The organism is Streptomyces gossypii (assembly GCF_025165795.1).
Lineage (GTDB): Bacteria > Actinomycetota > Actinomycetes > Streptomycetales > Streptomycetaceae > Streptomyces > Streptomyces gossypii.
Map to the genome: position 1 here is coordinate 222,597 of NZ_JAJAGO010000002.1, position 24,569 is coordinate 247,165.

25 protein-coding genes and 1 tRNA gene are annotated in these 24,569 nt (G+C 68.0%); 16 read left to right on the plus strand and 10 right to left on the minus strand.

The window, feature by feature from the left end; translation table 11 throughout:
- From LHJ74_RS04510 to LHJ74_RS04550, 9 genes are all read left to right on the plus strand, one after another.
- Positions 1-315 (plus strand): hypothetical protein, encoded by a 315-nt coding sequence (locus LHJ74_RS04510; protein WP_260216188.1) that lies wholly within the window; start codon positions 1-3, stop codon positions 313-315.
- Positions 316-514: 199 nt separating this feature from the next.
- Positions 515-1,771: a hypothetical protein gene (locus LHJ74_RS04515; protein WP_260216189.1), complete on the plus strand. Its 1,257-nt coding sequence runs from the start codon at positions 515-517 to the stop codon at positions 1,769-1,771.
- Between the two features lie 139 nt (positions 1,772-1,910).
- Positions 1,911-2,165: a hypothetical protein gene (locus tag LHJ74_RS04520; protein ID WP_260216190.1), complete on the plus strand. Its 255-nt coding sequence runs from the start codon at positions 1,911-1,913 to the stop codon at positions 2,163-2,165.
- Between the two features lie 97 nt (positions 2,166-2,262).
- The gene (locus tag LHJ74_RS04525) at positions 2,263-2,457 is read left to right on the plus strand and encodes a hypothetical protein (protein ID WP_260216191.1); all 195 of its coding nucleotides are present in this window, start codon (positions 2,263-2,265) and stop codon (positions 2,455-2,457) included.
- Positions 2,458-2,493: 36 nt separating this feature from the next.
- Positions 2,494-3,039, plus strand: coding sequence for a hypothetical protein (locus LHJ74_RS04530; RefSeq protein ID WP_260216192.1), 546 nt, complete (start codon positions 2,494-2,496; stop codon positions 3,037-3,039).
- An 88-nt stretch (positions 3,040-3,127) separates the two neighbouring features.
- Positions 3,128-3,526, plus strand: coding sequence for a DnaB-like helicase N-terminal domain-containing protein (locus LHJ74_RS04535; protein WP_260216193.1), 399 nt, complete (start codon positions 3,128-3,130; stop codon positions 3,524-3,526).
- A 59-nt stretch (positions 3,527-3,585) separates the two neighbouring features.
- Positions 3,586-5,100 carry a YfjI family protein gene (locus LHJ74_RS04540; RefSeq protein WP_260216548.1) on the plus strand — a complete coding sequence of 505 codons (1,515 nt, stop codon included), beginning with the start codon at positions 3,586-3,588 and terminating at the stop codon, positions 5,098-5,100.
- A 418-nt stretch (positions 5,101-5,518) separates the two neighbouring features.
- Entirely contained in the window at positions 5,519-5,707 is a 189-nt protein-coding gene (locus LHJ74_RS04545; protein ID WP_260216194.1) for a helix-turn-helix domain-containing protein, read from the plus strand.
- Positions 5,707-6,864, plus strand: coding sequence for a tyrosine-type recombinase/integrase (locus LHJ74_RS04550; protein WP_260216195.1), 1,158 nt, complete (start codon positions 5,707-5,709; stop codon positions 6,862-6,864). The genes LHJ74_RS04545 and LHJ74_RS04550 overlap by 1 nt, the downstream gene beginning before the upstream one ends.
- A gap of 279 nt (positions 6,865-7,143) precedes the next feature.
- Here LHJ74_RS04550 and LHJ74_RS04555 read toward each other — a convergent pair whose 3' ends face one another.
- The gene (locus LHJ74_RS04555) at positions 7,144-7,383 is read right to left on the minus strand and encodes a DUF2188 domain-containing protein (protein WP_260216196.1); all 240 of its coding nucleotides are present in this window, start codon (positions 7,381-7,383) and stop codon (positions 7,144-7,146) included.
- 612 nt (positions 7,384-7,995) lie between these two features.
- On the opposite strand from LHJ74_RS04555, the gene LHJ74_RS04560 reads away from it, so the two are divergent.
- Complete coding sequence (locus LHJ74_RS04560) at positions 7,996-8,262, plus strand: site-specific integrase (protein ID WP_260216197.1); 267 nt, start codon at positions 7,996-7,998, stop codon at positions 8,260-8,262.
- A 56-nt stretch (positions 8,263-8,318) separates the two neighbouring features.
- Here the strand turns inward: LHJ74_RS04560 and LHJ74_RS04565 are convergent.
- From LHJ74_RS04565 to dnaA, 9 genes are all read right to left on the minus strand, one after another.
- Positions 8,319-8,395, minus strand: a tRNA-Ile gene (locus tag LHJ74_RS04565).
- 130 nt (positions 8,396-8,525) lie between these two features.
- Positions 8,526-9,203, minus strand: coding sequence for a DUF3566 domain-containing protein (locus tag LHJ74_RS04570; RefSeq protein ID WP_260216198.1), 678 nt, complete (start codon positions 9,201-9,203; stop codon positions 8,526-8,528).
- Positions 9,204-9,206: 3 nt separating this feature from the next.
- On the minus strand, positions 9,207-11,867 hold the full coding sequence (gene gyrA, locus LHJ74_RS04575) for a DNA gyrase subunit A (protein WP_260216199.1): 2,661 nt from the start codon (positions 11,865-11,867) through the stop codon (positions 9,207-9,209).
- 44 nt (positions 11,868-11,911) lie between these two features.
- Entirely contained in the window at positions 11,912-14,017 is a 2,106-nt protein-coding gene (gene gyrB / locus LHJ74_RS04580) for a DNA topoisomerase (ATP-hydrolyzing) subunit B (protein WP_260216200.1), read from the minus strand.
- 343 nt (positions 14,018-14,360) lie between these two features.
- Positions 14,361-14,933: a DciA family protein gene (locus LHJ74_RS04585; RefSeq protein WP_260216201.1), complete on the minus strand. Its 573-nt coding sequence runs from the start codon at positions 14,931-14,933 to the stop codon at positions 14,361-14,363.
- Positions 14,930-16,045, minus strand: coding sequence for a DNA replication/repair protein RecF (gene recF, locus LHJ74_RS04590; protein WP_260216202.1), 1,116 nt, complete (start codon positions 16,043-16,045; stop codon positions 14,930-14,932). Before recF ends, LHJ74_RS04585 begins: the two co-directional genes overlap by 4 nt.
- A gap of 36 nt (positions 16,046-16,081) precedes the next feature.
- Entirely contained in the window at positions 16,082-16,960 is an 879-nt protein-coding gene (gnd, locus tag LHJ74_RS04595) for a phosphogluconate dehydrogenase (NAD(+)-dependent, decarboxylating) (RefSeq protein WP_260216203.1), read from the minus strand.
- A gap of 125 nt (positions 16,961-17,085) precedes the next feature.
- Positions 17,086-18,216, minus strand: coding sequence for a DNA polymerase III subunit beta (gene dnaN / locus LHJ74_RS04600; RefSeq protein ID WP_260216204.1), 1,131 nt, complete (start codon positions 18,214-18,216; stop codon positions 17,086-17,088).
- Positions 18,217-19,033: 817 nt separating this feature from the next.
- Positions 19,034-20,827 carry a chromosomal replication initiator protein DnaA gene (gene dnaA / locus LHJ74_RS04605; protein WP_311203256.1) on the minus strand — a complete coding sequence of 598 codons (1,794 nt, stop codon included), beginning with the start codon at positions 20,825-20,827 and terminating at the stop codon, positions 19,034-19,036.
- 402 nt (positions 20,828-21,229) lie between these two features.
- On the opposite strand from dnaA, the gene rpmH reads away from it, so the two are divergent.
- The 6 genes from rpmH to rsmG are packed head-to-tail and all read left to right on the plus strand — an operon-like array spanning position 21,230 to position 24,523.
- Positions 21,230-21,367 carry a 50S ribosomal protein L34 gene (rpmH, locus tag LHJ74_RS04610; protein ID WP_027748981.1) on the plus strand — a complete coding sequence of 46 codons (138 nt, stop codon included), beginning with the start codon at positions 21,230-21,232 and terminating at the stop codon, positions 21,365-21,367.
- Between the two features lie 24 nt (positions 21,368-21,391).
- The gene (gene rnpA, locus LHJ74_RS04615) at positions 21,392-21,757 is read left to right on the plus strand and encodes a ribonuclease P protein component (RefSeq protein WP_260216205.1); all 366 of its coding nucleotides are present in this window, start codon (positions 21,392-21,394) and stop codon (positions 21,755-21,757) included.
- The gene (gene yidD / locus LHJ74_RS04620; protein WP_260216206.1) at positions 21,754-22,044 is read left to right on the plus strand and encodes a membrane protein insertion efficiency factor YidD; all 291 of its coding nucleotides are present in this window, start codon (positions 21,754-21,756) and stop codon (positions 22,042-22,044) included. Before rnpA ends, yidD begins: the two co-directional genes overlap by 4 nt.
- A 3-nt stretch (positions 22,045-22,047) precedes the next feature.
- A complete protein-coding gene (gene yidC / locus LHJ74_RS04625; RefSeq protein WP_260216207.1) occupies positions 22,048-23,238 on the plus strand; it encodes a membrane protein insertase YidC in 1,191 nt (396 codons plus the stop codon).
- 14 nt (positions 23,239-23,252) lie between these two features.
- Entirely contained in the window at positions 23,253-23,789 is a 537-nt protein-coding gene (locus LHJ74_RS04630; RefSeq protein WP_375546658.1) for a Jag family protein, read from the plus strand.
- Complete coding sequence (gene rsmG, locus LHJ74_RS04635) at positions 23,786-24,523, plus strand: 16S rRNA (guanine(527)-N(7))-methyltransferase RsmG (protein ID WP_260216208.1); 738 nt, start codon at positions 23,786-23,788, stop codon at positions 24,521-24,523. Before LHJ74_RS04630 ends, rsmG begins: the two co-directional genes overlap by 4 nt.
- Positions 24,524-24,569 lie beyond the last annotated feature (46 nt).

Sequence of the window (24,569 nt, forward strand, 5' to 3'; positions counted from 1 at the left end):
ATGACCATGAAAGCCTTCATCGGCCAGCACGAGATCGTCACCGACGACGACGCCCTTGAACTCATGCTGGGCACGCCGCTGGACTTGTGGCTCGGCCCCGCTGAGGAGACCGGCGAGGAGCGCGCGGCCCGGCTGGACGCGGCCCGCGACATCCTCACCGAGGACCCGGAGCTGACCGAGCGGGTCAGGCGTGCGGTGCTGCTGGCGCTCGCGAACCTCTCGGCGGAGCTGCTGCACGCCACGTGGTTCAACCAGTACACCGCGCACCGTGCCGGTCGCATTCACGCTGGCGCTCCGGCTCAGGAAGCGGCATGAGCGCCAGCTACCGGTGTGAGGCCGCGCACCCCGAGGACCCCACCGGGTGCGAGGGACCGCCCGACGTGGTCCGCGTGACCGACTCGCGGGGCGGCATGGCGTGGGCCTGTGTGCATCACGGGGCGCGGATGTACGCCTCGCTTCACCGGGCGCGTGTCTACCCCGAGCCCGGTCAGGTCTGCGCCGCCCGCTGGGCTGTGTGTGGCCCGACTCCGACCCCAGCGAGCACGAGGGACGGCTCATCCTGTGGGTGGGAGACAAGGACCTCTCCAAGACCGGGGCGGTCAAGTGGACGCTCACTCACGCCGAGCGGCACGACATCTTCCAGCAGATCCCCTTCGGCGTCGATCCGCGCGGCCGTGCGCAGTCGGTGCCGATGATCCAGCACAACGTGCTGCTGGGCTCGCTCCCCGGGCAAGGGAAGACCTCAGCGGTGCGGGTGCTGGCCTGTGGCGCCGCCCTGGACCCGAGCGTGGAACTGTGGCTGCACGAGAACAAGGGCACCGGCGACCTGGACGCGTTGGAGACCTGCTCACACCGCTTCGTCTCCGGCATCGATGACGACTCCATCGCCTACGCCGCCAACTCCCTGAAGCTGCTGCGCAAAGAGGTGATGCGCCGTGCGGCGGCCATCAAGAAGCTGCCGCGCGACCTGTGCCCGGACAAGCGGGTCACCCGCACCATCGCCGACAAGCGTTCGCTGAAGCTGTGGCCGCTGCTCGGAGTCTTCGACGAGTGCCAGAACGTCTTCGCTCACCCCAAGCACGGCAAGCAGGCCGGGGAGGACGCGGAGTTCATCATCAAGGTCGGCCGCGCCCTGGGCGTGATCCTCATCCTGGCCACGCAGCGCCCGGACAAGGATTCCCTGCCCACCGGGATCAGCGGCAACGTCTCCATCCGGTTCTGCCTCAAGGTCGCGGGCCAGGTGGAGAACGACATGATTCTCGGCACGAGCGCGTACAAGAACGGCATCCGCGCCACGATCTTCCGTCCTGAGATCGACGCAGGAAACGGCTACCTGTCAGGCGCCACCGCCACCCCCAGCGTGGTTCGTGTCGCCTACCTCAACAGCCACGCCACCGAGAAGATCGCTGAACGGGCCCGCAAGCTGCGCCGGGCGGCGGGCACCCTGTCCGGGCATGCCCTGGGCGAGGAAGCCGAGGGCGAGACCGGCCCCGGATACGACCTGCTCGCCGACATCCTCTCCGTAATCCACGACGACGAAGAGCGGATCTGGAACGAGCGGATCGCCATCCGCCTCGCCGAACTGCGCCCCACCGTCTACGCCGGGTGGAAGGGCGAGGTGGTCACCGCCGCGCTCAAGCCCCACGGCATCAAGGCGCGGGACGTAGCCGGGATGACCGAGAGCGGAGACCGCACCACCCGGCGCGGCATCGTCCGCGAGCACATCATCACCGCGATGACGGAACGTGACGAAAATCGGGACGTTGCCTGACGGTGACGGGCCGCTACCGGTAGCAGGACCCCCTGCTACCGGTAGCACCCCCGCTAGCGGCCCACACATCCCGCCACCAGCGATCTAGTACATAGCAACTCGCCTGCCCGAAACCCGGAACCGCCCCTGGGAGGGCTCCATGACCTCTGCTCTGAACGCTATACCCGGCATCATTTTCATCACTCTGAGTTACGCAGCGCTGTGCGCTGTCTCCCCCTTCGGTACCTGCCGCAAGTGCCAGGGCTTCGGCTGCCAGATCCGCGAGTCACGGCTGACCGGGCGTCTCAAGGCCGGTCGCGTCTGCCGACGCTGCCAGGGCTACGGGCGCCGTCTCCGCTTCGGCCGCTGGCTCTACAACCATGCCTCGCGACTGCACCGCGACGGCACCCGCTGATCCAACGCAGAAGGGGCACGACCGTGCACTTCCTCGTGCTCCCGCCTCAACGCCTCAACCCCCTTGTCCGCACCACCCAGCAGAAGGGTGACCAGCCGTGACCATCTCCGTCTCCGTCGTTCTCTTCCTCGGCATCGCGCTTGCCGTCGTGCTCAAGCTCCGCTCCGCGACCGTCGGCGGTGCCGTTATCGCCGCACTGTTCGGCTTCTATCTCGCCTCGACCGACGCAGCCCCCGCCGTCCACGACGCGGTGGCCAGCCTCGCCACCGCCATAGCCGACATGGGCACCTGACCCCACCCGCCACACCTCGTGAGAAAGGACAGACCCTTGTTGGAGATCCGCATCATCTGTGACCCGCCCGAGGAAACCGGCGTTCTCGACGCCCTGCGCATGGTCTTCGAGCTGGACCCGGTACGCCGCTACCCCACCCGCGGCCAGACCCGCATCCGGCTCTACACCACGGCCGCACCCATCCGCGAGACCGAGACCGCGACGGTCCGGCGCATCCACCCCGGACCGGACCCCCAGGCCGCGTACACGGAGGCGCCGAGCCTCATCATCGAACTCGACTGGGTGGCGGACCAAGCTGCGGCCCGCGCCAGCGGCGCGCACATGGGCCGCGAGTTCTGGCTCCGCAAGGCCGCCCTCCTCGACCGCATCGCGCTCCACGGGACCGAGAATTACATCCCCGAAGTCGCCGCCCGCACGGTCGAGAACGCGGACAGGGCGGCTGCCTGGCTCGCGGACTTCGATCACACCCACGGCACAACGCGGGGCCCGCTCATGGCTCTGGTGGCCCCGGAAAGTCTGTCCTACCGCCCGTACGTCCGCCAGGAATACCTGGCCTGGAACACCCAACGCACCGAGTCCTAGCTGTGCCCGGAGGCGGCGACCAACCGACCAAGGAATGCCCGCCGCCTCCGGTCTCCCACTCCCAACCAGGAAACAGGAGGCTCCCAGGATGCCATCCGATCCCCTTGAAGCGCTGCATGGCAATGTGCGCGCCCTTCCCGGGCACGGCGAACACGGCGGACCCCCCGCCGATTTGGAGGCGGAGGCCGCAGTCCTCGGCGCCATGCTGCTGGCCGCCGACGCCATCGCCGATGTTGTCGTGAGCATCACTCCAGAGGATTACTACCGGCCTGCGCACGAGACGATTCACCGCACGATCGTGGCCCTGCGCGAGCAGGGCCAGCCCGTGGACCCCATCACCCTCACCCATCACCTCGACAGCCTCGGCGAGCTGAACCGAGTCGGCGGGCCGGCTACATCCACAGCCTTGTGGATGCCGTGCCGACAACGGCGAACGCTGGCTACTACGCCGAGATCGTGCACGAACTCGCCGAGCGCCGACGGCTGATCGAGGCCGGCACGCGGCTCGTACAGGCGGCGTCCACCCCGGACGCCTCCGCTGCCGAGGTGCGCGAAGCACTCGCGCTCGGGGAGACGAAGCTCCCCGAGACGTGGCAGGAGCCCATCCCCCTCAGCTCCCGCCCACCGCTGCCGCCCTTCCCGCTGCACGCTCTCCCCGGCTGGCTCGCGGACTTCACCGTTGCCCTCGCGGAAGAGACGCAGACGCCGGTGGACATGGCTGGCTCCCTCGCGCTGAGCGTGCTCGCCACCGCCGCCGGTGGCCGCAGCATCGTGCAGGTACGGGGCCGCTGGCGGGAGCCGACGAATCTGTTCCTGGTCGTCGCGCTGCCTCCGGCGAACCGTAAATCGGCTGTCTTCTCGGCCATGACCGGCCCGCTCTACCAGGCGGAGAAGAAGCTCATGGACGAGGCGGCAGGGCGCATCGTGGAAGCGGAACTGACGGCCAAGATGGCGCAGGAGGCAGCCGACAAGGCAACGGCCAAGGCCACCAACGCGGAGGGCCCGCAGAAGGATGAGTTGGTCGCCGAGGCTATCGGCCTGGCACAGACTGCGCAGTCGCTGACCGTGCCGTGCTGTCCTCGGCTGCTCGCCGACGACGCGACACCCGAAGTCATTTCCTCACTGCTTGCCGAACAGGGTGGTCGGCTGTCGGTGATGTCGGCGGAAGGTGGCATCTTCGACATCATCGCCGGGCGCTACTCCGGCAGCCCCAACATGGAGGTGTTCCTCAAAGGCCACGCGGGCGACCGGCTCCGCGTGGACCGCCGCAACCGTGAGGAGTTCATCGAGGCCCCGGCGCTCACCATGGGTCTGGCCGTTCAGCCCAGCGTGCTGGAGGACATCGGAAAGAACCGCGGCTTCGACGGGCGCGGCCTGCTGGCCCGCTTCCTGTACGCGCTGCCCGCCTCCCTCGTCGGCTACCGGAAGATCAATCCCGATCCCGTCCCGGATGACGTCGGGACGCGCTACGAGCGCAACGTCATCACGCTCACACTCTCCCTCGCGGACTGGACGGACCCGGTTGTCCTTCGGCTCACCGAGGCGGCCAGTACGGCTCTCATCGCGTATGAGAAGCGACTTGAGCCACAGCTCCGGGTGCGGGGCGGCAAGTTCGGTCACATCGACAAGTGGGCGGGCAAGCTCGTCGGAGCCGCCGCTCGCATCGCCGGACTGCTACACCTTGCCGCGCACCTGGAGGACGGCGACGGCCATCCGATCGCTGAGGCGACCATGGCGGCGGCCATCGAAGTTGCCGAGTATTTCGCCACGCATGCGCTGACGGTCTTCGACCTCATGGGCGCGGACGCGACCCAGGCGCGCGCCCGCTCACTGTTGGAGGTACTGGCCGCGAACGGCTGGGAGACCGTGAGCCGTCGTGATCTGTTCGCCAAGCTGTCGCGCTCGGAGTTCCCCACGGTCGCCGACATGGAACCGGCCGTCGCGCTGCTGGAGGATCACGGCTATCTCCGCAGCCACACCCCTCCCCGGAACGGGAAGCGGGGCCGCCCCCTGGCCCCGCGCTACCTCATCCACCCGCAGGTGCGGGAGGGCCGGGTATGAGGGCCCGCACGGCTCTGCGCGCGGCTCCTCGGCCGCACAAACCGCAGAAAGATCAAAAGTCTGGGACCACCCAGACCGACCAGCAGCGGAACGCCTCCCGGACTGGCGCAGCCCGTCCGCCGCACAAATCCGCGAAACAGCCGCAGAAACGCGGTGCGGCCCGCCCGCCCCACCACGGCCGCTCTGCCGCAGCTGATTTGTGCGGCACTTCCGGCGCATTCTGCGGCAGCGAGTCGCATCACCCCAACGCCGCAGGTCACAGCAGAAACGCGCGCCATTCTGCGGTTTCTGCGGTTTCTGCGGCGGAGGTCCGTCGCCTTCCCGGCCCGGACACCGTCCTCGTCGCCGACATCCACACCACCCGCGAGACCGCCCGCGAAGCCCTGCACGACCTCCGCGCACAGGAAGGAGCCGAACAGTGACCACCGCAACCGAGGAACTGCTCACCGTGCCGGAAGTCATGCAGCGGCTCAAGGTCGGCCGCTCCACGGTCTACGACCTCATCCGAACGCAGCGTCTCCCCTCCCTGACCATCGGCCGCAGTCGCCGGGTCCCGGTCGAGGGCCTGCGTGCCTACCTGCTCACACGTCTCGAAGAGGCAGCCTGATGGCCAAGCGTCGCCCCAACGGTGGGGGCACTGTCACGAAGCGCAAGGACGGCCGCTATCAGGGGGCCGCGTACGTCACAGACACGGACGGGCATCGGGTGCGGAAGTTCGTGTACGGCTCGACGTACGACGAGACCGCCGAGAAGCTGAGCAAGCTGCAAGATCAGGAGCGTAACGGGGTGCCCGTTCCGTCACGGTCCTGGAAGGTCGGCGAGTGGCTGAGCTACTGGCTTGAGCAGATCATCAAGCCGAACCGGGAGCACAACACCTATCTGAAATACGAGTCCAAGATCAGGCTCTACCTCGTCCCTCACCTCGGCAAGAAGCCGCTCATCCGGCTCACCCCCGCTCAGCTGCGGACCTTCATGGCAGCGCTCAACCGCGAGGGAGTGCCCGCCGCGACGCGGTTCGAGGTCCTGCGAGTGCTACGCAACGCCCTGAACCGTGCCCGGCGGGAGGAGATCATCACGCGGAACGTCGCTGAACTGGTCGACATGCCAAAGGTCAGCAAGCAGGAGCGCAAGCCGTGGACAGCAAAGGAGGCGATCACCTTCCTGCGTACGGCACGGGCGCACCGGCTGTACGCCGCGTGTGTCCTCGTGCTCGTCCTCGGCCTGCGGCGCAGTGAGGTCCTGGGACTGCGCTGGCAGGACATCGATTTCGACAACGACCAGTTCACCCCGGTCAAGCAGGTGCAGCGCGAGGATGACGGGCTCGTCCTCAAGGCCCTCAAGACGGACTCGTCACAGGCTGCGCTGCCGATGCCGAAGTTCTGCGCGGATGCCCTCGAAGAACGGCGGTACCTGCAAGGACTGGAGCGGCACATCGCAGGCGCCGACTGGCACCAGAAGGAAGACGAGGATCTGGTCTTCTCAGAACGGAACGGGGGGATGATCGAGCCGCGCGGCTTCTCCCGGAGCTTCGAGGCGCTCGTCAAGCGGGCCAAGGTCCGCCCTGTCACGGTCCGGCTGGCCCGGCACACCTGCGGGACCCTGCTGGCCTTTCTGAAGGTGCATCCGAAGGTGGCTCAGGCCATCCTCCGCCACAGCCAGATCAGCATGACCATGGACATCTACACACACGTAGTGGACGAAGATCAGCGGGATGCGGCGACGCTGCTGGCCGACCTGCTAAAAGGTGATCCCTCGGGTGGCTGATGCCACCCATGGACACCAAAGGCCCCCAGGCTTAAAAGAGGAGCACATCATGGCCGCGGCCTCCTGTGTCCCACTGGAGCGGGGCACAGGAGGCCTGGCGGGATCAGACGTCGCTGCGCTCGATGAGGAAGGCCGTCTCCTTGCGGACGCTCATCACCTTCTGCTTGGTGCTGTCAAGGAAGTGGACGTAGTCGCCCTCGACGGTGTACATCTGCGCTTCCACGTGACGCTCATGCGTCCCCCGGATATCCCTGTTGATCCAGAAGTGGGCCATGGCAGTCAGCCCTTCGGAGGATGCGGGTCGTTGCCGGGGGCGATGGTGCGCTTGTCCTTGATACTACCGTCGCGGCCATGGCGAATGACCTCGCCACCACCGCTATTGCGGGAGATCTCAGCAGCGCGCCTATCGGCAGCGGCCTGGGTGTCCGTCACGGCTGAGGCGTGCGCAGCCCCCTCCGCCCTGGCCTGCCACTTTCCGTCCGGACGCTGCGTGACGTGGTACGTCTTCGGTCTGGTCATCGTTCCTCATAATCGAGAGCACCCACCCCGGCCCCTCTTGGGCTTCCGAGCCGGCAGAGGTAGGGTCCGAAAGCGCAGCCAACGCATCAGGCCCCTGACTCGGGATGGGCACACTCTGTGTCGACCCCGTGTAGGGGCCTGCTCACTTTGAGCAGCAACAGTGAACCACTTGCCCTCACTCTCCGCAAACCCCTGCGATCACCACATGTGGGGGGTGTTGTCCACAGGACCACTACATGTGGATCCACAGGCTTGATCAGGGCATTCCTCACACTCAGGACGTCCGTCCACAAGTTGATCCACAGGGAACAGTGAACCTTTTGTCATCTTTTGCATATATAATGCCTCAGTGGTGACTTGCATCACATTCTCGTCACGCCGCCACTTTCCCAGCTCAACGCCACTCCAGGCCCGCAGTCGGCGACGGCTCCCCCCTCTCTCCCGGTGTCGGTCGATCCCCTGCCGGAGGCATTGCCTTGACCGCCGGCCGTTTCATGCGGTGTTTGACTCATGGCTTCCGGCTCCTATCCACATGTGGGCGGAAGATTGCCGGTGAGCACTGGTTGCAGGAGCCGGACCCATGACCTGAGCTTCTCCTCCGAGTACCGCGGCATGATCGATCCGGTGGGCTTCTGCCGCATCATCGAGGCGCTCGTCAAGCGGGCCAAGGTCCGGCCTGTCACGGTCCGGCTCACCTGGCACACCTGCGGGACCGTGCTGGCCTTTCTGAAGGTGCATCCGAAGGTGGCTCAGGCCATCCTCCGCCACAGCCAGATCAGCATGACCATGGACATCTACACGCACGTAGTGGACGAAGATCAGCGGGATGCGGCGACGCTGCTGGCCGACCTGCTGAAAGGTGATCCCTCGGGTGGCTGATGTCACCCATGGATGTCAAAGGCCCCCAGGCTGCTCGCCTGGGGGCCTTCGCACGCTGGTGGGGCTAAGAGGACTTGAACCTCTGGCCTCATCCTTATCAGGGATGCGCTCTAACCATCTGAGCTATAGCCCCGCGCTGCACGGAAAGATTAGCGCACATGGGGCCGGGTCCCAAAATCGGATTCCGCGCCGATTCCAGGACCCGGTCGCAGCCTTGGCCGCGCACCACCGGCGGGCAGCTCAGCCGCCCGCGCCCGACGCTGTCACTCGTCCTCGGCCAGGGTCACTTCCACGCCGCCCACGAAGCCGGCGGAGAGGTTGTAGATGAAGGCGCCCAGTGTTGCCAGCGCGGTCGCCAGCACCACATCGATCAGCGCCACGACGGAGGTGAACAGCACCACCCTCGGCAGCGACAGGAACGCCTCCAGGTCGAACCCGCCGCCCTCGTCCGAGGAGGTGGCCTCGCTGATGGTCTCGCCCACGGCGGAGAAGACCCCCATGGAGTCCATCACCATCCACAGCACCGAGACCGCCACGACGGTGCACACGCCCAGCGCGATGGACAACAGAAAGCTGACCTTCATCACCGACCAGGGGTCGGTCTTCGCCACACGCAACCGCGCCATACGCGTCCGCGGCACCGTACGGGCGCCGGTGCGCGGGCGGCGGCGCGCCGCCGCCCCGGCATCTCCGCCCGTGTCCGCCGCCGCGCCCAAAGCGCCGCCCGCACCGCCGACCGTGGCGTTCCCGCCCAGCGTCCCGCCCTGCTGGGGCGGGGGCTGGGCGCCGGAACCGCCGGCACCGGGCTGCGGGGCCGGATAGGCCCGTGGCGGATGGTGCGGCTGAGGCGGCCCCGGAGGGGCCTCCTGCCCCTTCGGCTGCGATGGTGACTGCGCCTGAGGCTGTGGCTGCGCCCGCTGCTGGGGCTGGGCACCACTCACGCCTTACTCCTCGTCGCTCGACGTGGCCGGAGACTCATCGACCGGAGACTCCTGGGCCGCAGACTCATCAACCGGAGCACCGGGACGGCCGCCCGCCTCGGAACCCTCCACCGCGGCCTCCACCGCGGCTTCGACTTCCTCGGCCTCGCGACCCGCCTCGGCATTACGCGCGACGCCGACCACGGCGTCCCGCTTGCCCAGGTTGATCAGTTGAACACCCATCGTGTCACGGCCCGTCTCCCTGACCCCGTTGACCCGCGTACGGATCACACCGCCGCTCAGCGTGATGGCGAGAATCTCGTCCGACTCCTCCACCACCAGCGCGCCGACCAGCTCACCACGGTCCTCCACGATCTTGGCGGCCTTGATACCGAGGCCGCCCCGACCCTGGACGCGGTAGTCGTCGACCGGCGTCCGCTTCGCGTAACCGCCATCGGTGGCGGTGAAGACGAACGTACCGGCCCGGACGACATTCATCGAGAGGAGTTCGTCGCCTTCCCGGAAACTCATCCCCTTGACACCCGATGTGGCTCGCCCCATCGGCCGCAGCGCGTCATCCGTCGCGGTGAAGCGGATCGACTGCGCCTTCTTGCTCACCAGCAGCAGGTCGTCCTCTGAGGAGACCGGCTCGGCACCGATCAGCTCATCGTCACGGCCGTCGTCCATCTCACGCAGATTGATGGCGATGACCCCGCCCGAGCGCGGCGAGTCGTAATCCTTGAGCGGCGTCTTCTTCACCAGACCCGACTTGGTGGCCAGCACCAGGTACGGCACCGCCTCGTAGTCCCGGATCGCCAGGATCTCGGCGATCTGCTCATCGGGCTGGAACGCCAGCAGGTTCGCCACATGCTGGCCGCGCGCGTCCCGGCCGGCGTCCGGCAGCTCGTACGCCTTGGCCCGGTAGACCCGGCCCTTGTTCGTGAAGAACAGCAGCCAGTGGTGGGTCGTCGAGACGAAGAAGTGGTCCACGATGTCGTCCTCCTTCAGCTTCGCGCCCCGCACCCCCTTCCCGCCGCGCTTCTGCTCCCGGTAGTCGACCGCCCTGGTGCGCTTCACATAACCGCCACGGGTGATCGTGACGACGATGTCCTCCTCGGCGATCAGGTCCTCGATGGACATGTCGCCCTCGAAGGGCACCAGCTTGGAGCGCCGGTCGTCGCCGAACTTGTCGACGATCGCCGTGAGCTCCTCACCGATGATCTGCCGCTGCCGCTCCGGCGACGCCAGGATGGCGTTGTACTCGTTGATCTTCCGCTGCAGCTCGTCGTGCTCGGCGGTGATCTTCTGGTGCTCCAGCGCGGCGAGCCGCCGCAGCTGCATCTCCAGGATCGCGTTCGCCTGGATCTCGTCGATCCGCAGCAGCTCCATCAGGCCGCCGCGCGCCTCGTCGACCGTCTGGCTGCGGCGGATCAGCGCGATGACCTCTTCGATCGCGTTCAGCGCCTTGAGCAGCCCGCGCAGGATGTGCGCACGCTCCTCCGCCTTGCGCAGCCGGTACCTGGTGCGGCGCACGATCACGTCGACCTGGTGCGCCACCCAGTGCCGGATGAAGGCGTCCAGCGACAGCGTCCTGGGCACGCCCTCGACCAGCGCCAGCATGTTCGCGCCGAAGTTGGTCTGCAGGTCGGTGTGCTTGTAGAGGTTGTTCAGCACCACCTTGGCGACCGCGTCCCGCTTCAGGACGATCACCAGCCGCTGGCCCGTGCGCGAGGAGGTCTCGTCCCGTACGTCGGCGATGCCGCCGACCCGGCCCTCCTTCACCAGATCCGCGATCTTCAGCGCGAGGTTGTCCGGGTTCACCTGGTACGGCAGCTCGGTGACCACCAGGCACTGACGGCCCTGGATCTCCTCGACCTCGACGACCGCGCGCATCGTGATCGACCCGCGGCCGGTGCGGTACGCCTCCTCGATGCCCCGCCGGCCGACGACCAGCGCACCGGACGGGAAGTCCGGGCCCTTGATCCGCTCGATCAGGGCCTCCAGCAGCTCCTCGCTGCTCGCCTCCGGATGGTCCAGATACCACTGGGCACCGGAGGCGACCTCGCGCAGGTTGTGCGGCGGGATGTTCGTCGCCATGCCGACCGCGATCCCGGCCGAGCCGTTGATCAGCAGGTTCGGGAAACGGGCGGGCAGGACCGTCGGCTCCTGGTTACGGCCGTCGTAGTTGTCCTGCATGTCGACGGTTTCTTCGTCGATCTCCCGCAGCATCTCCATGGACAGCGAGTGCATCTTGCACTCGGTGTACCGCATGGCCGCCGCCGGGTCGTTGCCCGGCGAACCGAAGTTGCCGTTCGAGTCGACGAGCGGCATCCGCATCGACCAGTGCTGGGCGAGACGCACCAGCGCGTCGTAGATGGAGGAGTCGCCGTGGGGGTGGTAGGTACCCATCACGTCACCGACGACGCGGGCACACTTGTAGAAGCCCTTCTCGGGCCGGTAGCCGCCGTCGTACATCGCGTACAGCACCCGGCGGTGCACCGGCTTCAGCCCGTCGCGGACGTCGGGCAGCGCACGCGAGACGATCACGCTCATCGCGTAGTCGAGATACGAGCGCTGCATCTCCGACTCAAGGCTCACCGGCTCCACGCTGACGCGCAGCGGCAGGACGGTGCTGCCCTCTTCGGGGTTCTTCGGGGGAGTCTCAGGGGTGTTCTCGTCGGCCATCGCTGGTTCAAGTCCTTGTCTGTGGTGCGGCGGGGGAAGCCGACTCAGATGTCGAGGAAGCGGACGTCCTTGGCATTGCGCTGGATGAACGACCTGCGTGCCTCGACGTCCTCGCCCATCAGGATCGAGAACAGGTCGTCGGCGGCGGCCGCGTCGTCCAGCGTCACCTGGCGCAGCACCCGGTGGTCGCTGTCCATCGTGGTGATCCGCAGCTCCTCGGCGTTCATCTCACCCAGGCCCTTGAAGCGCTGGATCGCGTCGTCCCGGATTCGCTTGCCCTGCTCACGGCCGAGCTGGATCAGGCTGTCGCGCTCCCGGTCGGAGTACGCGTACTGGTGCTCGTCCCGGCCCCACTTGACCTTGTAGAGCGGCGGCTGCGACAGATACACCCGCCCCTGCTCGACCAGCGGGCGCATGAAGCGGAACAGCAGCGTCAGCAGCAGCGTGTTGATGTGCTGACCGTCGACATCGGCGTCCGCCATCAGAATGATCTTGTGATAGCGGAGCTTCTCGCTGTCGAAGTCCTCGTGGATGCCCGTGCCGAAGGCCGAGATCAGCGCCTGCACCTCGGCGTTCTGGAGCACCTTGTCGATGCGCGCCTTCTCGACGTTCAGGATCTTTCCGCGGATCGGCAGAATCGCCTGGTACTGCGGATTGCGCCCCGACTTCGCCGAGCCGCCCGCCGAGTCGCCCTCGACGATGAAGATCTCGCACTTCGAAGGGTCGTTCGACTGGCAGTCCGAGAGCTTGCCCGGCAGCGACGCCGTCTCCAGCAGCCCCTTGCGCCGGGTCAGGTCCCGCGCCTTACGCGCCGCCACCCGCGCCGTCGCCGCCTGGACACCCTTGCGGATGATGTCCGCCGCCTCGTTCGGATGCCGGTCCAGCCAGTCCGTCAGCTGCTCGTGCACGATCCGCTGCACGTACGTCTTCGCCTCGGTGTTGCCCAGCTTCGTCTTCGTCTGGCCCTCGAACTGCGGCTCACCCAGCTTCACCGAGATGATCGCCGTCAGACCCTCGCGGACGTCCTCACCCGTCAGGTTGTCGTCCTTCTCCCGCAGCAGCTTCTTCTCCCGCGCGTACCGGTTGATCAACCCGGTCAACGCCGCACGGAAGCCCTCCTCGTGCGTGCCGCCCTCATGGGTGTGGATCGTGTTCGCGAAGGAGTACACACCCTCGCTGTACTGGGTGTTCCACTGCATCGCGATCTCGAGCGAGAGCATCCGCTCCTTGTCCTCGGCCTCGAAGTCGATGACCGTGGGGTGGACCAGCTCGCCCTTGCGCGAGTTGAGATAGCGGACGAAGTCCGAGATCCCGCCCTCGTAGTGGTAGCGGACGGCGTTCTGGTTGCCGTCCTCGTCCACATGCTCCGCGCGCTCGTCCCGCAGGGCGATGGTCAGGCCCCTGTTCAGGAACGCCATCTCCTGCAGCCGCCGCGACAACGTCTCGAACGAGTAGTCCGTCGTCTCGAAGATGTCGGGATCGGCCCAGAACGTGACCGTCGTGCCCGTCTCATCCGTCGGCTCGTTCTTCTCCAGCGGCGCCGTGGGCGTGCCCAGCTTGTACTCCTGCGTCCAGCGGAAACCGTCCGTCTTGACCTCCACCGCGACCCGCTGCGACAGCGCGTTCACGACGGACACACCCACACCGTGCAGACCGCCGGAGACCGCGTAACCGCCGCCGCCGAACTTGCCGCCCGCGTGCAGCACCGTCATCACGACCTCGAGGGCCGGCTTCTTCTCCGACGCCACGATGCCGACCGGGATGCCGCGCCCGTTGTCGACGACCCGGACACCGCCGTCGGCCAGCAGCGTCACATCGATGAAGTCGGCATGGCCCGCGAGCGCCTCGTCCACGGAGTTGTCGACCACCTCGTACACAAGGTGGTGCAGCCCACGCTCACCGGTGGACCCGATGTACATGCCGGGCCGCTTCCGGACCGCGTCCAGACCCTCGAGAACGGTGATGTCGCTGGCGTCATAGGACGGCGCGCCCGGCACCGGCACGACCTCCGGAGCGGGAGCGGGGACGGGAACCTGTGGCGGCACCGGCGGGGCCACCTGCGCTGCCCCGTCCTGGAGACCGTCATCGGACGTATTGCTCTGGTTTGGGTCGCCGGAATCGGCCACGAAGCGCCCTTTCTGGCACAGCACAGGCCGTCTCCGGGACATAACGGAGCGGCTGCGTCGTTCGACATGTTCCGCAACGGGGCGGCTTAGGATCCAGTGTACCGGTGGCGCGGCCATGAATGGGGCTTTGCCGGTACCTGAGTCCTCACGTGCCGCCCTGGGGTGCCATCCGGCGACTCCCCATATGCGGACCGGGGGCCCCAGCGGCTCACAGCGCCACTCAGCGCTTCGGGTTGTCAACGGTCCGCACCTGTGTGTGTTCCCTCACCCTCACGTGCAAGCGGCGGCATGCACACACCGATGCGACGGAGGCACGAGCGTGCGAACGGAGGCACGAGCGGGGCGCGGAGAGCGAGCACCGACCCGCTCAGCCGTACGTGTCCCCCGGCCCCTTGCTCCCCGGAGCGCGCAGCGGACCGGATCTCGCCGGAGCCTCCGGACCGCGCACCTTGATCATCCGGACCGTCCCCTGCCCCAGCTCACTGTTCAGCCGCGCCACCAACCGCGGCGCCAGCAACCGCAGTTGCGTGGCCCACGCCGTCGAGTCACAGCGCACCAGCAGACTGCGCTCCTCCTCGTCGTACCGCAACGGCGCACAGTGCTGCGCCACCTCCGCACCCACCAGCTCCGGCCACCGGCCCATCACCCCGCCGACCGCCGCCGGCGCCTCCCAGCCCCGCTCCGTGATCAGCCGGCCGACCGCCGCACCCAGCGACAGCGGATCCCGGCCGTCCCGCCCAGCCCCCGAACGCAGACCACCGCGGCGCGCCTGCTTGCGCTGCTGCACCGCCGCACCGCGCTCACGCGCACGCTCCTTCGCCGCACGCAGCGCCACCCGGGCAAGGTCCACGCCCGTCGCCTCCGGCACCGCAGCCCGCTCCGCGGACGACCCGGACTGCTGCTCCGGGAGACCGGGCTGCTCCGGCAGCGGGTCACTCATACCCGCGACACCTCACCCTCGGCCACCGAGAAGCGCGCACCCGCGAGCGCCGCGGGCACATCCTCCGCCACCGCCGCCGTCACCAGCACCTGCTCGCCGGGCGCCACCAGCTCCGCCAGCCGCGCGCGGCGCCGTACATCCAGCTCCGCGAAGACATCGTCAAGCACCAGAACCGGCTCACTGCCCTCACTCTTGAGCAGGTCATAGGACGCCAGCCGCAACGCCAGCGCGAACGACCACGACTCCCCGTGACTCGCGTAACCCTTCGCGGGCAACTCACCCAGGTTCAGCACCAGATCGTCCCGATGCGGCCCCACCAGCGTGACCCCACGCTCGATCTCCCGCTGCCGGGCCTCCCCCAACGCCTCCCGCAGCTGCCCGAACAGCTCCTCCCGCGCACCCGCGTCCACCGGGGAGCGGTACTCCAGGCCCACCGGGCCGCCACCGGGCGCCAGCTGCTCATAAGCCTTGTCCGCCAACGGCCGCAACACGGCGATCAGATCCAGCCGCTGGGCCAGCAACTCCGCACCCGCCCGCGCCAGATGCTCGTCCCACACGTCCAGCGTCGCCAGATCGCCCCCGCGGCCGCCGTGCCGGCGCGCCATCGCCGCCGACTTCAAAAGCGTGTTCCGCTGCTTGAGCACCCGGTCGTAATCCGCACGCACCCCGGCCATCCGCGGCACCCGCGCCGTCATCAGCTCGTCCAGAAAACGCCGCCGCTCGCCCGGGTCGCCCTTCACCAGGCTCAGATCCTCCGGCGCGAACAGCACCGTACGCACGATCCCCAGCACATCCCGGGGCCGCACCTGCGACGAACGGTTGATCCGCGCGCGGTTCGCCCGCCCCGGGTTCAGCTCCAACTCGACCAGCTGCTGCCGCTCCCCCTGCCGCACCGCGGCCCGCAACACAGCACGCTCGGCACCCATGCGCACCAGCGGCGCGTCCGAGGAGACCCGGTGGCTGCCGAGCGTGGCCAGATAGCCGACCGCCTCGACCAGATTCGTCTTGCCCTGGCCGTTCGGCCCGACGAAAGTCGTGACGCCCGGCTCGAGTGCGACCTCGACCCGGGCGTACGAGCGGAAGTCGGCGAGCGACAGATGCGTGACATGCACGGTTGCGCGCTGACCTCCCTGAACAGCTTTCGCCTGCTACTTGGTGCTCTGCACCGCATGACCACCGAACTGGTTCCGCAGCGCGGCGATCATCTTCATCTGCGGCGAATCCTCCTGGCGCGAGGCGAACCGCGCGAACAGCGACGCCGTGATCGCGGGCAGCGGCACCGCGTTGTCGATCGCCGCCTCCACCGTCCAACGGCCCTCACCCGAGTCGGACGCGAAACCGCGCAGCGCCTCCAGGTGCTCGTCGTCGTCCAGCGCGTTGACCGCCAGATCCAGCAGCCAGGAACGGATGACCGTGCCCTCCTGCCAGGAGCGGAAGACCTCCCGCACGTCGGTGACCGCGTCCGCCGCCTCCAGCAGCTCCCAGCCCTCGGCGAAGGCCTGCATCATCGCGTACTCGATGCCGTTGTGGACCATCTTCGCGAAGTGGCCCGCACCGACCTTGCCCGCGTGCACGGCGCCGAACTCGCCCTCCGGCTTCAGCGCGTCGAAGACCGGCTGCACCCGGGCGACATGCTCGGCGTCACCGCCGTACATCAGGGCGTAGCCGTTCGCGAGGCCCCAGACGCCACCGGAGACACCGCAGTCGACGAAGCCGATGCCCTTCTCGGCCAGCTCCCCCGCGTGCTTCTCGTCCTCCGTCCAGCGGGAGTTCCCGCCGTCCACCAGGACGTCGCCCGGCGAAAGCAGCTCGGACAGCTCGTCGACGGTCGACTGAGTCGCGGCACCGGCGGGGACCATCACCCACACCACCCGCGGGCCCTTCAGCCTGCCCACCAGTTCAGCGAGGCTGGGCACATCAGTGAGGCCCGGGTCGCGGTCGTAACCGACGACGGTGTGGCCGGCACGGCGGATGCGCTCGCGCATGTTCCCGCCCATCTTGCCCAGGCCGACGAGTCCGAGCTCCATCTGTGTGCCTTCTTTCGGTGTTGCTGGCTGTCCGTATACGCGTACGAGCCTACGCCCGTGCCCTCGTGCACACCTGTGGGCTCATCCCGCTCAGCTGTGCACTGCGGACCCCGCGCAGCACGCGCTCAGCCGCTCAGCCGCACCGGCATGATCAGGTACTTGTACGCGTCGTCCGCCTCGGCGTCCTTCGCGGGCCTGCCACTGAGCAGCGCGGGCTTGGTCGAGGTGGTGAAGGACAGCTGGGCCACCGGGGAGTCGATCGCGCTCAGCCCTTCGAGCAGGAAGCCCGGGTTGAAGGCGATCGAGACGTCGTCGCCCTCGAGGTCGGAGTCGACCCGCTCCACAGCCTGTGCGTCGTCGCTGGAGCCCGCCTCGAGCGTCAGCACGCCCTGCTCGAAGCTCAGCCGCACCGGGGTGTTCCGCTCGGCGACCAGCGCGACGCGCTTCACGGCCTCGACGAACGGCGCCGTCTCGATCACCGCGACCGAGTTGAACTCCGTCGGGAAGAGCGTGCGGTACTTGGGCAGGTCGCCCTCCAGCAGCCGCGTCGTCGTACGCCTGCCGGAGCCCTCGAAGCCGATGAGGCCCTCGCCGGAGCCGGAGCCGGACAGCGCCAGCGACACGCTGTCACCGCCGCTCAGCGACTTCGCCGTGTCCAGCAGCGTCTTGGCGGGGACCAGGGCGACCGCCGAGGTGTCCGGCGTCTCCGGCTTCCACAGGAACTCGCGCACCGCGAAGCGGTAGCGGTCGGTGGACGCCAGCGTGACGGTGTCGCCCTCGATCTCGATCCGGACACCGGTGAGCACCGGCAGCGTGTCGTCCCGCCCGGCGGCGATGGCGACCTGCGCGACGGCGGAGGCGAAGACCTCGGCCGGGACGGAGCCGGTGGCGGTCGGCATCTCCGGCAGCGCCGGATACTCCTCCACCGGCAGGGTGTGGAGGGTGAACCGCGAGGAGCCGCAGACCACCGTGACCCGCACACCGTCGGTGGAGATCTCGACGGGGCGGTTCGGCAGCGAGCGGCAGATGTCGGCCAGCAGGCGGCCGGAGACCAGCACCGTGCCGTTCTCCTCGACCTCGGCCTCGACCGAGACCCTCGAAGAGACCTCGTAGTCGAAGCCCGACAGGCTCAGTGCCCCCTCCTCGGCCTTCAGCAGCAGTCCTGCCAGGACCGGCACCGGTGGACGAGCGGGGAGGCTCTTGGCAGTCCACGCCACCGCCTCCGCGAGTACATCGCGCTCTACCCGGATCTTCACCTTCAGCCGCCTCCTGCTGTTGCTGCTGGCCTGTTTGCCGGGACCAGTCTGACGCACACCACTGACAGCCAGGGCCCACGCGGGTCAAGTCGCTGCGAGCGGGGTAGGACCACCGCAAGCCGACTTGTGCACAGCACCCACTTCCAAATGAATCCCGGGCTCTCTCTATGTAGTCGTAGTAGTAGGGCTTGTGGAAACGGGGGATAACTGTGTTTCTCCAGGTCAGACCCCAGATTTTGTCCACCGGGCCTGTGGGCGGAGCGGTGGACGGAAGCGGGCCTCCTGTGGACGGCGAAAAGTTCTGCACACCCGGTACACAGGCCAGCCCTACTTCCCCACAGGTCCGCCCACAGGAATCTGCGACTTCTCAACAGGGCTCCGGTGGGGGTCGGTGTGACCTGATTCACTCGGACCGGTGAGGCGGCGCGTTGCGTTGCCGAACAGTGGACAAGGGTGTGGAGAAGCTGGGGACAACCCACCTTTTGCTGTGGGCAGGCGGTGGACAACTCGACTGTCGCTCCCGGCGCCGTCGACTCGTCCACAGGCTGTGGAGATCTTTAACCCACAGATCCACAGCCCTCCGACCTCGGACGATCATCCTCCGAAGCGGCTGCCTGTGGAGGCTTTCGGGACAACTCGGCGGTCCCCAGGGTGTGGACGTCGGTGCGAGCCGTTTCCTGTGGAGTTCTCACCCCTCGCGGCAGGGAATCGAACAGAGTGATCTGCCCATCGCCCCACGCACTGAGCCCCCGACACGGGTCGGGGGCTCAGTGCGGTGCGTGAGGCGTGGAGCCAGCAGGGGGCGCCAGCAGCGGTACTAGCCGTTCTTGATGCGGTTGGTGAGCTCGGTGACCTGGTTGTAGATGGATCGCCGCTCCGCCATCAGCGCGCGGATCTTGCGGTCGGCGTGCATCACCGTCGTGTGGTCACGGCCGCCGAACTGGGCGCCGATCTTCGGCAGCGACAGGTCGGTCAGCTCCCGGCACAGGTACATCGCGATCTGCCGCGCCGTCACCAGGACACGGCTGCGCGAGGAGCCGCACAGATCGTCGATGGAGAGCCCGAAGTAGTCGGCGGTGGCGGCCATGATGTCGGTCGCCGTGATCTCCGGGGACGCGTCCTCACCGCCGGGGATCAAGTCCTTGAGCACGATCTCGGTGAGACCGAGATCGACGGGCTGGCGGTTGAGGCTGGCGAAGGCGGTGACCCGGATGAGCGCCCCCTCCAGTTCCCGGATGTTGCGCGAGATCCGGGACGCGATGAACTCGAGCACCTCGGGCGGAGCGTTGAGCTGCTCCTGCACTGCCTTCTTCCGCAGGATCGCGATGCGCGTCTCCAGCTCGGGCGGCTGCACGTCCGTGATGAGGCCCCACTCGAAGCGGTTGCGGAGCCGGTCCTCCAGCGTGACCAGGGCCTTCGGCGGCCGGTCGGAGGAGAGCACGATCTGCTTGTTCGCGTTGTGCAGGGTGTTGAAGGTGTGGAAGAACTCCTCCTGCGTGGACTCCTTGCTCGCCAGGAACTGGATGTCGTCGACGAGCAGGATGTCCATGTCCCGGTAGCGCCGGCGGAACGCGTCCGCCTTGCCGTCGCGGATGGAGTTGATGAACTCGTTGGTGAACTCCTCGGAGCTCACGTAGCGCACCCGGGTGCCCGGGTAGAGGCTGCGGGCGTAGTGGCCGATCGCGTGCAGCAGATGCGTCTTGCCCAGCCCTGACTCCCCGTAGATGAACAGCGGGTTGTACGCCTTGGCCGGTGCCTCGGCGACGGCGACGGCCGCGGCGTGGGCGAAGCGGTTGGAGGCGCCGATGACGAAGGTGTCGAAGAGGTACTTCGGATTGAGCCGTGCCGTCGGCTCGCCGGGGCCGGTCGCGGGGGCGGGCTGTGCGGCGAGCGGGCCCGGGGCACCGGACTGCGCGGGGAGCTGGGCCGGGCCGTCGTAGCGAGGGGGCTGCCGCTGCTGGTGCTGTGGCTCGTACTGGTCGTACGAGGGCTGCCGGGGGGGCGGCTGGCCGTAGCGGGACTGGGGGTCGTAGTGCTGCGCCCCGTACTGCTGGTGCTGCTGGTGTGGGTACTGCTGTGGCTGCTGCTGATGCGGATACGGCTCGGGGGGCGGCTGCTGCTGCCACGCACCGGGCTGGTGCTGCTGCGGGGGCGGCTGGGTGCGGGGGGCCTGCGGGTAGTCGGGGTAGGCGGCGCGGGGGCTGGGCAGCTCGCGCGCCTCATAGCGCTCGGGCGAGCCGGGGCCCTGCCCCTGGTTCTGCCCCTGGTTCTGATCTTGCGGTGCGGCCTGCGCACCGATGCCGGGCTGCCCGGCCGGCGGACCCTGCGGAGGAACCGGGGGTGCCGGGCCGGTCACGGTGACGGCGAGCCGGATCGACTGCTGGCACTCGCGGCTGAGCGCATCGCTGATCAGGGGAGCGAGCCGGCCCTCCAGTACGCCCTTCGCATATTCGTTGGGCACCCCGAGCAGGGCGGTGCCGGATACCAGGACGAGGGGCTGGCAGTCCTTGAGCCACCGCTGGTCCTTGGCCTCGACGCCCTGGCCCTCGGTGAGGAGTTGCTCCAGGACGCGTGGCCACACTGCGGCTAGATCGGCAGGCAGGTCGGCCACGGGGCACGCTCTCTCACTCGCTGGACGGCGTTGGCTCCGAGGAGGCGACGCTCCGGGGAGGCGACTGAGTCCCTGGGAAGGTGTGATCCTCGGGACGGTCGGGAAGATAGGGAAGTTGGGCCACGGTAGTCAGGCCGACCTGCACCATTCAAGTCGTTGTCCACAGCCTGTGCACGACGGGGGCGAAGGGCTGGTCCGGGGTGCTCTGGTTTGACCGAATGACGCGGCCGCGCGTACCGTGTCGAGGTCGAGTTGTCGATGGCTGCTGCCGCCTGCCTCCGATGGGCATGATGCTGCGGTGCACACTCGGGCGTTAACGAGCTACTCGTGGGCGCACGGTGACAGCCAGTTGACACCCCACATCCCGTCTCAATGAGACTCAAGTATTCCTGGAGCCCCCGAGTGAGCAAGCGCACCTTCCAGCCGAACAACCGCCGCCGCGCCAAGACCCACGGTTTCCGCCTGCGCATGCGTACGCGTGCCGGTCGCGCGATCGTGGCGAACCGGCGTAGCAAGGGCCGCTCGCGCCTGTCGGCCTGAGCAGCTTGATCCCAGGTCCATGACGTGCTGCCTACCGAGCACCGGCTGAGGCGGCGCGAGGACTTCGCGACCGCGGTACGACGAGGACGCAGGGCGGGCCGCCCGCTGCTGGTCGTCCATCTTTACCGTCGCACGGACCCGCACGAGGCGGGGGAGATCGCTTCCCCCGCGCGTGCGGGTTTCGTCGTCAGCAAAGCCGTTGGCGGCGCGGTCGTGCGCAACCTGGTGAAGCGGCGTCTGCGTCATCTCATGGGCGATCGGCTCGGTTCACTTCCTGCGAGTAGCCTGGTGGTCGTACGGGCGCTGCCCGGTGCGGGCGCGGCGGGTCACGACGAGCTGGCCCGCGACCTGGACACCGCGCTGCAGCGGTTGCTGGGGAGGGCACCGTGAAATACCCGCTGCTCTGGTTGATCAAGCTCTATCAGTGGACCATCAGCCCGCTCCTGGGGCCGGTCTGCAGGTATTACCCGTCGTGTTCGCACTACGGGTACGGGGCTATTGACCGGCATGGAGCGGTGAAGGGCACGGTGCTCACCGCCTGGCGCATCCTGCGCTGCAATCCGTGGTCGCCCGGTGGCGTCGATCACGTCCCCGCCCGGAAGCGTCCGGTGTGGCATCAGTGGCTCCGCAGCCGCTGGCAGCAGCACCGGACCCAGTCCCACGCCCAAGGAGTCTGATTCGTGGACACGATCCTCGGTCCTCTCTATACCGCTGTCTCCTGGATCATCGTCCAGTTCCATTCGCTGTACAGCCTTGTGCTCGACGAGGACAGCGGCTGGGCCTGGGGTCTGTCCATCGTTTCGCTGGTGGTCCTGATCCGCATCTGCCTGATCCCGCTGTTCGTCAAGCAGATCAAGTCGACGCGGAACATGCAGGCGCTTCAGCCACGGATGAAGGCGATCCAGGAGCGCTACAAGAGCGACAAGCAGCGTCAGTCCGAAGAGATGATGAAGCTGTACAAGGAGACGGGCACCAACCCGCTCTCCAGCTGTCTGCCGATTCTGGCGCAGTCGCCGTTCTTCATCGCGCTCTTCCAGGTGCTCAACAAGATCGCCAGCAACAAGCCCGTCGGTGTGCTGGACGCGGAGCAGGTCGACAGCGCCCGTAACGCGCACGTCTTCGGTGCGCCGATCGCCGCGAAGTTCCTGGACAGCTCCAGCAAGGTCGAGGCGCTGCACGCCACGCTCACCGATGTGCGCGTCGTCACCGTCATCATGATCCTGCTGATGTCGGCATCGCAGTTCTACACCCAGCGTCAGCTGATGACGAAGAACGTCGACCTCACGGTCAAGACGCCGTTCATGCAGCAGCAGAAGATGCTGATGTACATCTTCCCGATCATGTTCGCCGTGTTCGGCATCAACTTCCCCGTCGGTGTCCTGGTCTACTGGCTGACCACCAACGTGTGGACGCTCGGCCAGCAGATGTTCGTGATCAAGCGCAATCCGACGCCCGGCAGTGTCGCGTACCAGCAGCGTCAGGAGAAGCTGCGGGCGCAGGGCAAGATCACCGAGGATCCCGCGGAGATCGAGGCGAAGCAGGCTGTCGAGGAGGCTCGGGCCAGGCGTACTCAGCCCAAGCGGCAGAGCAAGTCCCAGCGGCAGACCGGGGCGGCTCAGTCCGCTGAGAAGCCTGATCTGACCAAGGAGCCGCAGAAGCCGGCCGCGAAGAAGACCGCGGCGAACAAGACCGCGGCGAAGAAGACCGCGGCGGGCCAGAAGACGGCGGCGCAGAAGTCTGCACCCCAGAAGACCTCGACGCAGAAGACCTCGACGCAGAAGGCCGGGGACTCCACGGCGAAGTCGGGCTCCCCGCAGAAGAAGTCTCAGGGCAGCAAGAAGAAGCAGCAGTCCGCGAAGTCCAAGAAGTAAGAAGGAGTCCGTCAGTGACGGAGACGACCGCCGCAGAGGGCACCGAAGAAGGCGTCGGCGAGGGCGCCGGTGAAGAGACTGACACCCTCTCCCGCCTGGAGCAGGAGGGGGAGATCGCTGCCGACTACCTCGAGGGACTGCTCGATATCGCCGACCTGGACGGCGATATCGATATGGATGTGGAGGCGGACCGCGCCGCCGTGTCGATCATCAGTGACGGCTCCGGGCGCGATCTGCAGAAGCTCGTCGGCCAGGACGGTGAGGTGCTGGAGGCGCTCCAGGAGCTGACCCGGCTGGCTGTCCACCGTGAGACCGGTGACCGCAGCCGGCTGATGCTGGACGTGGGCGGTTTCCGGGCCCGGAAGCGCGAAGAGCTGACGGTGCTGGGTACCAAGGCGTGCAAGGAGGCCAAGGAGGCGGGTGAGCCGGTGAAGCTCCGTGCGATGACCCCCTTCGAGCGCAAGGTCGTCCATGACGCGGTAGCGGCGGCGGGGCTGCGCAGCGAGTCCGAAGGCGAGGAGCCGGAGCGCTGCGTGGTCGTACTGCCGTGAGTGAGCAGCCGCAGCAGGAGAGGCAGGAGCTTCCTCCCGCGCCGGAGGTGGCAAGAGAGTTCTTCGGTGCGGCCCTTCCGGACGCGGTGCGTTACGGGGAGTTGCTGGCGGAGACGGGGGTGCGGCGCGGCCTGATCGGGCCGCGTGAGGTGCCGCGGCTGTGGGAGCGGCACCTGCTGAACTGTGCGGTGCTCTCGGAGGTCGTGCCGGACGGCGTGACGGTGTGCGATGTCGGGTCCGGGGCCGGGCTGCCGGGGATTCCGCTGGCTCTGACGCGGCCGGATCTGACGATCACGCTGCTGGAGCCGCTGCTGCGGCGGACGATGTTCCTGCAGGAGGTCGTGGAGCTGCTCGGCCTTGATCACGTGACGGTGGTCCGGGGCCGGGCAGAGGAGGTGCTGGGCACGCTGCCGCCGGTGCAGGTGGTGACGGCCCGTGCGGTGGCGCCGCTGGACCGGCTGGCCGGCTGGGGGGTGCCACTGCTGCGCCCGTACGGCGAGATGCTGGCGATCAAGGGTGACACCGCCGTGGAGGAGCTGAAGGGTGCGCGCGCGGCGTTGCACAAGCTCGGGGTGGTGAAGACCTCGGTGGTGCAGGTCGGTACCGGTGTGGTGGATCCCCTGTCGACGGTCGTGCGTGCCGAGGTCGGGGAGAGCCCCGGTGGTGTCCGGTTCGCGGCGAAGCGGGTGAAGGCTGCCAAGGCGGAGCGCGCCAGGCGGCGCCGGGGGCGCTGACCGCATGGTCGTTACTCCATAAAAGCGCTTAGCGTACGCACGGCGG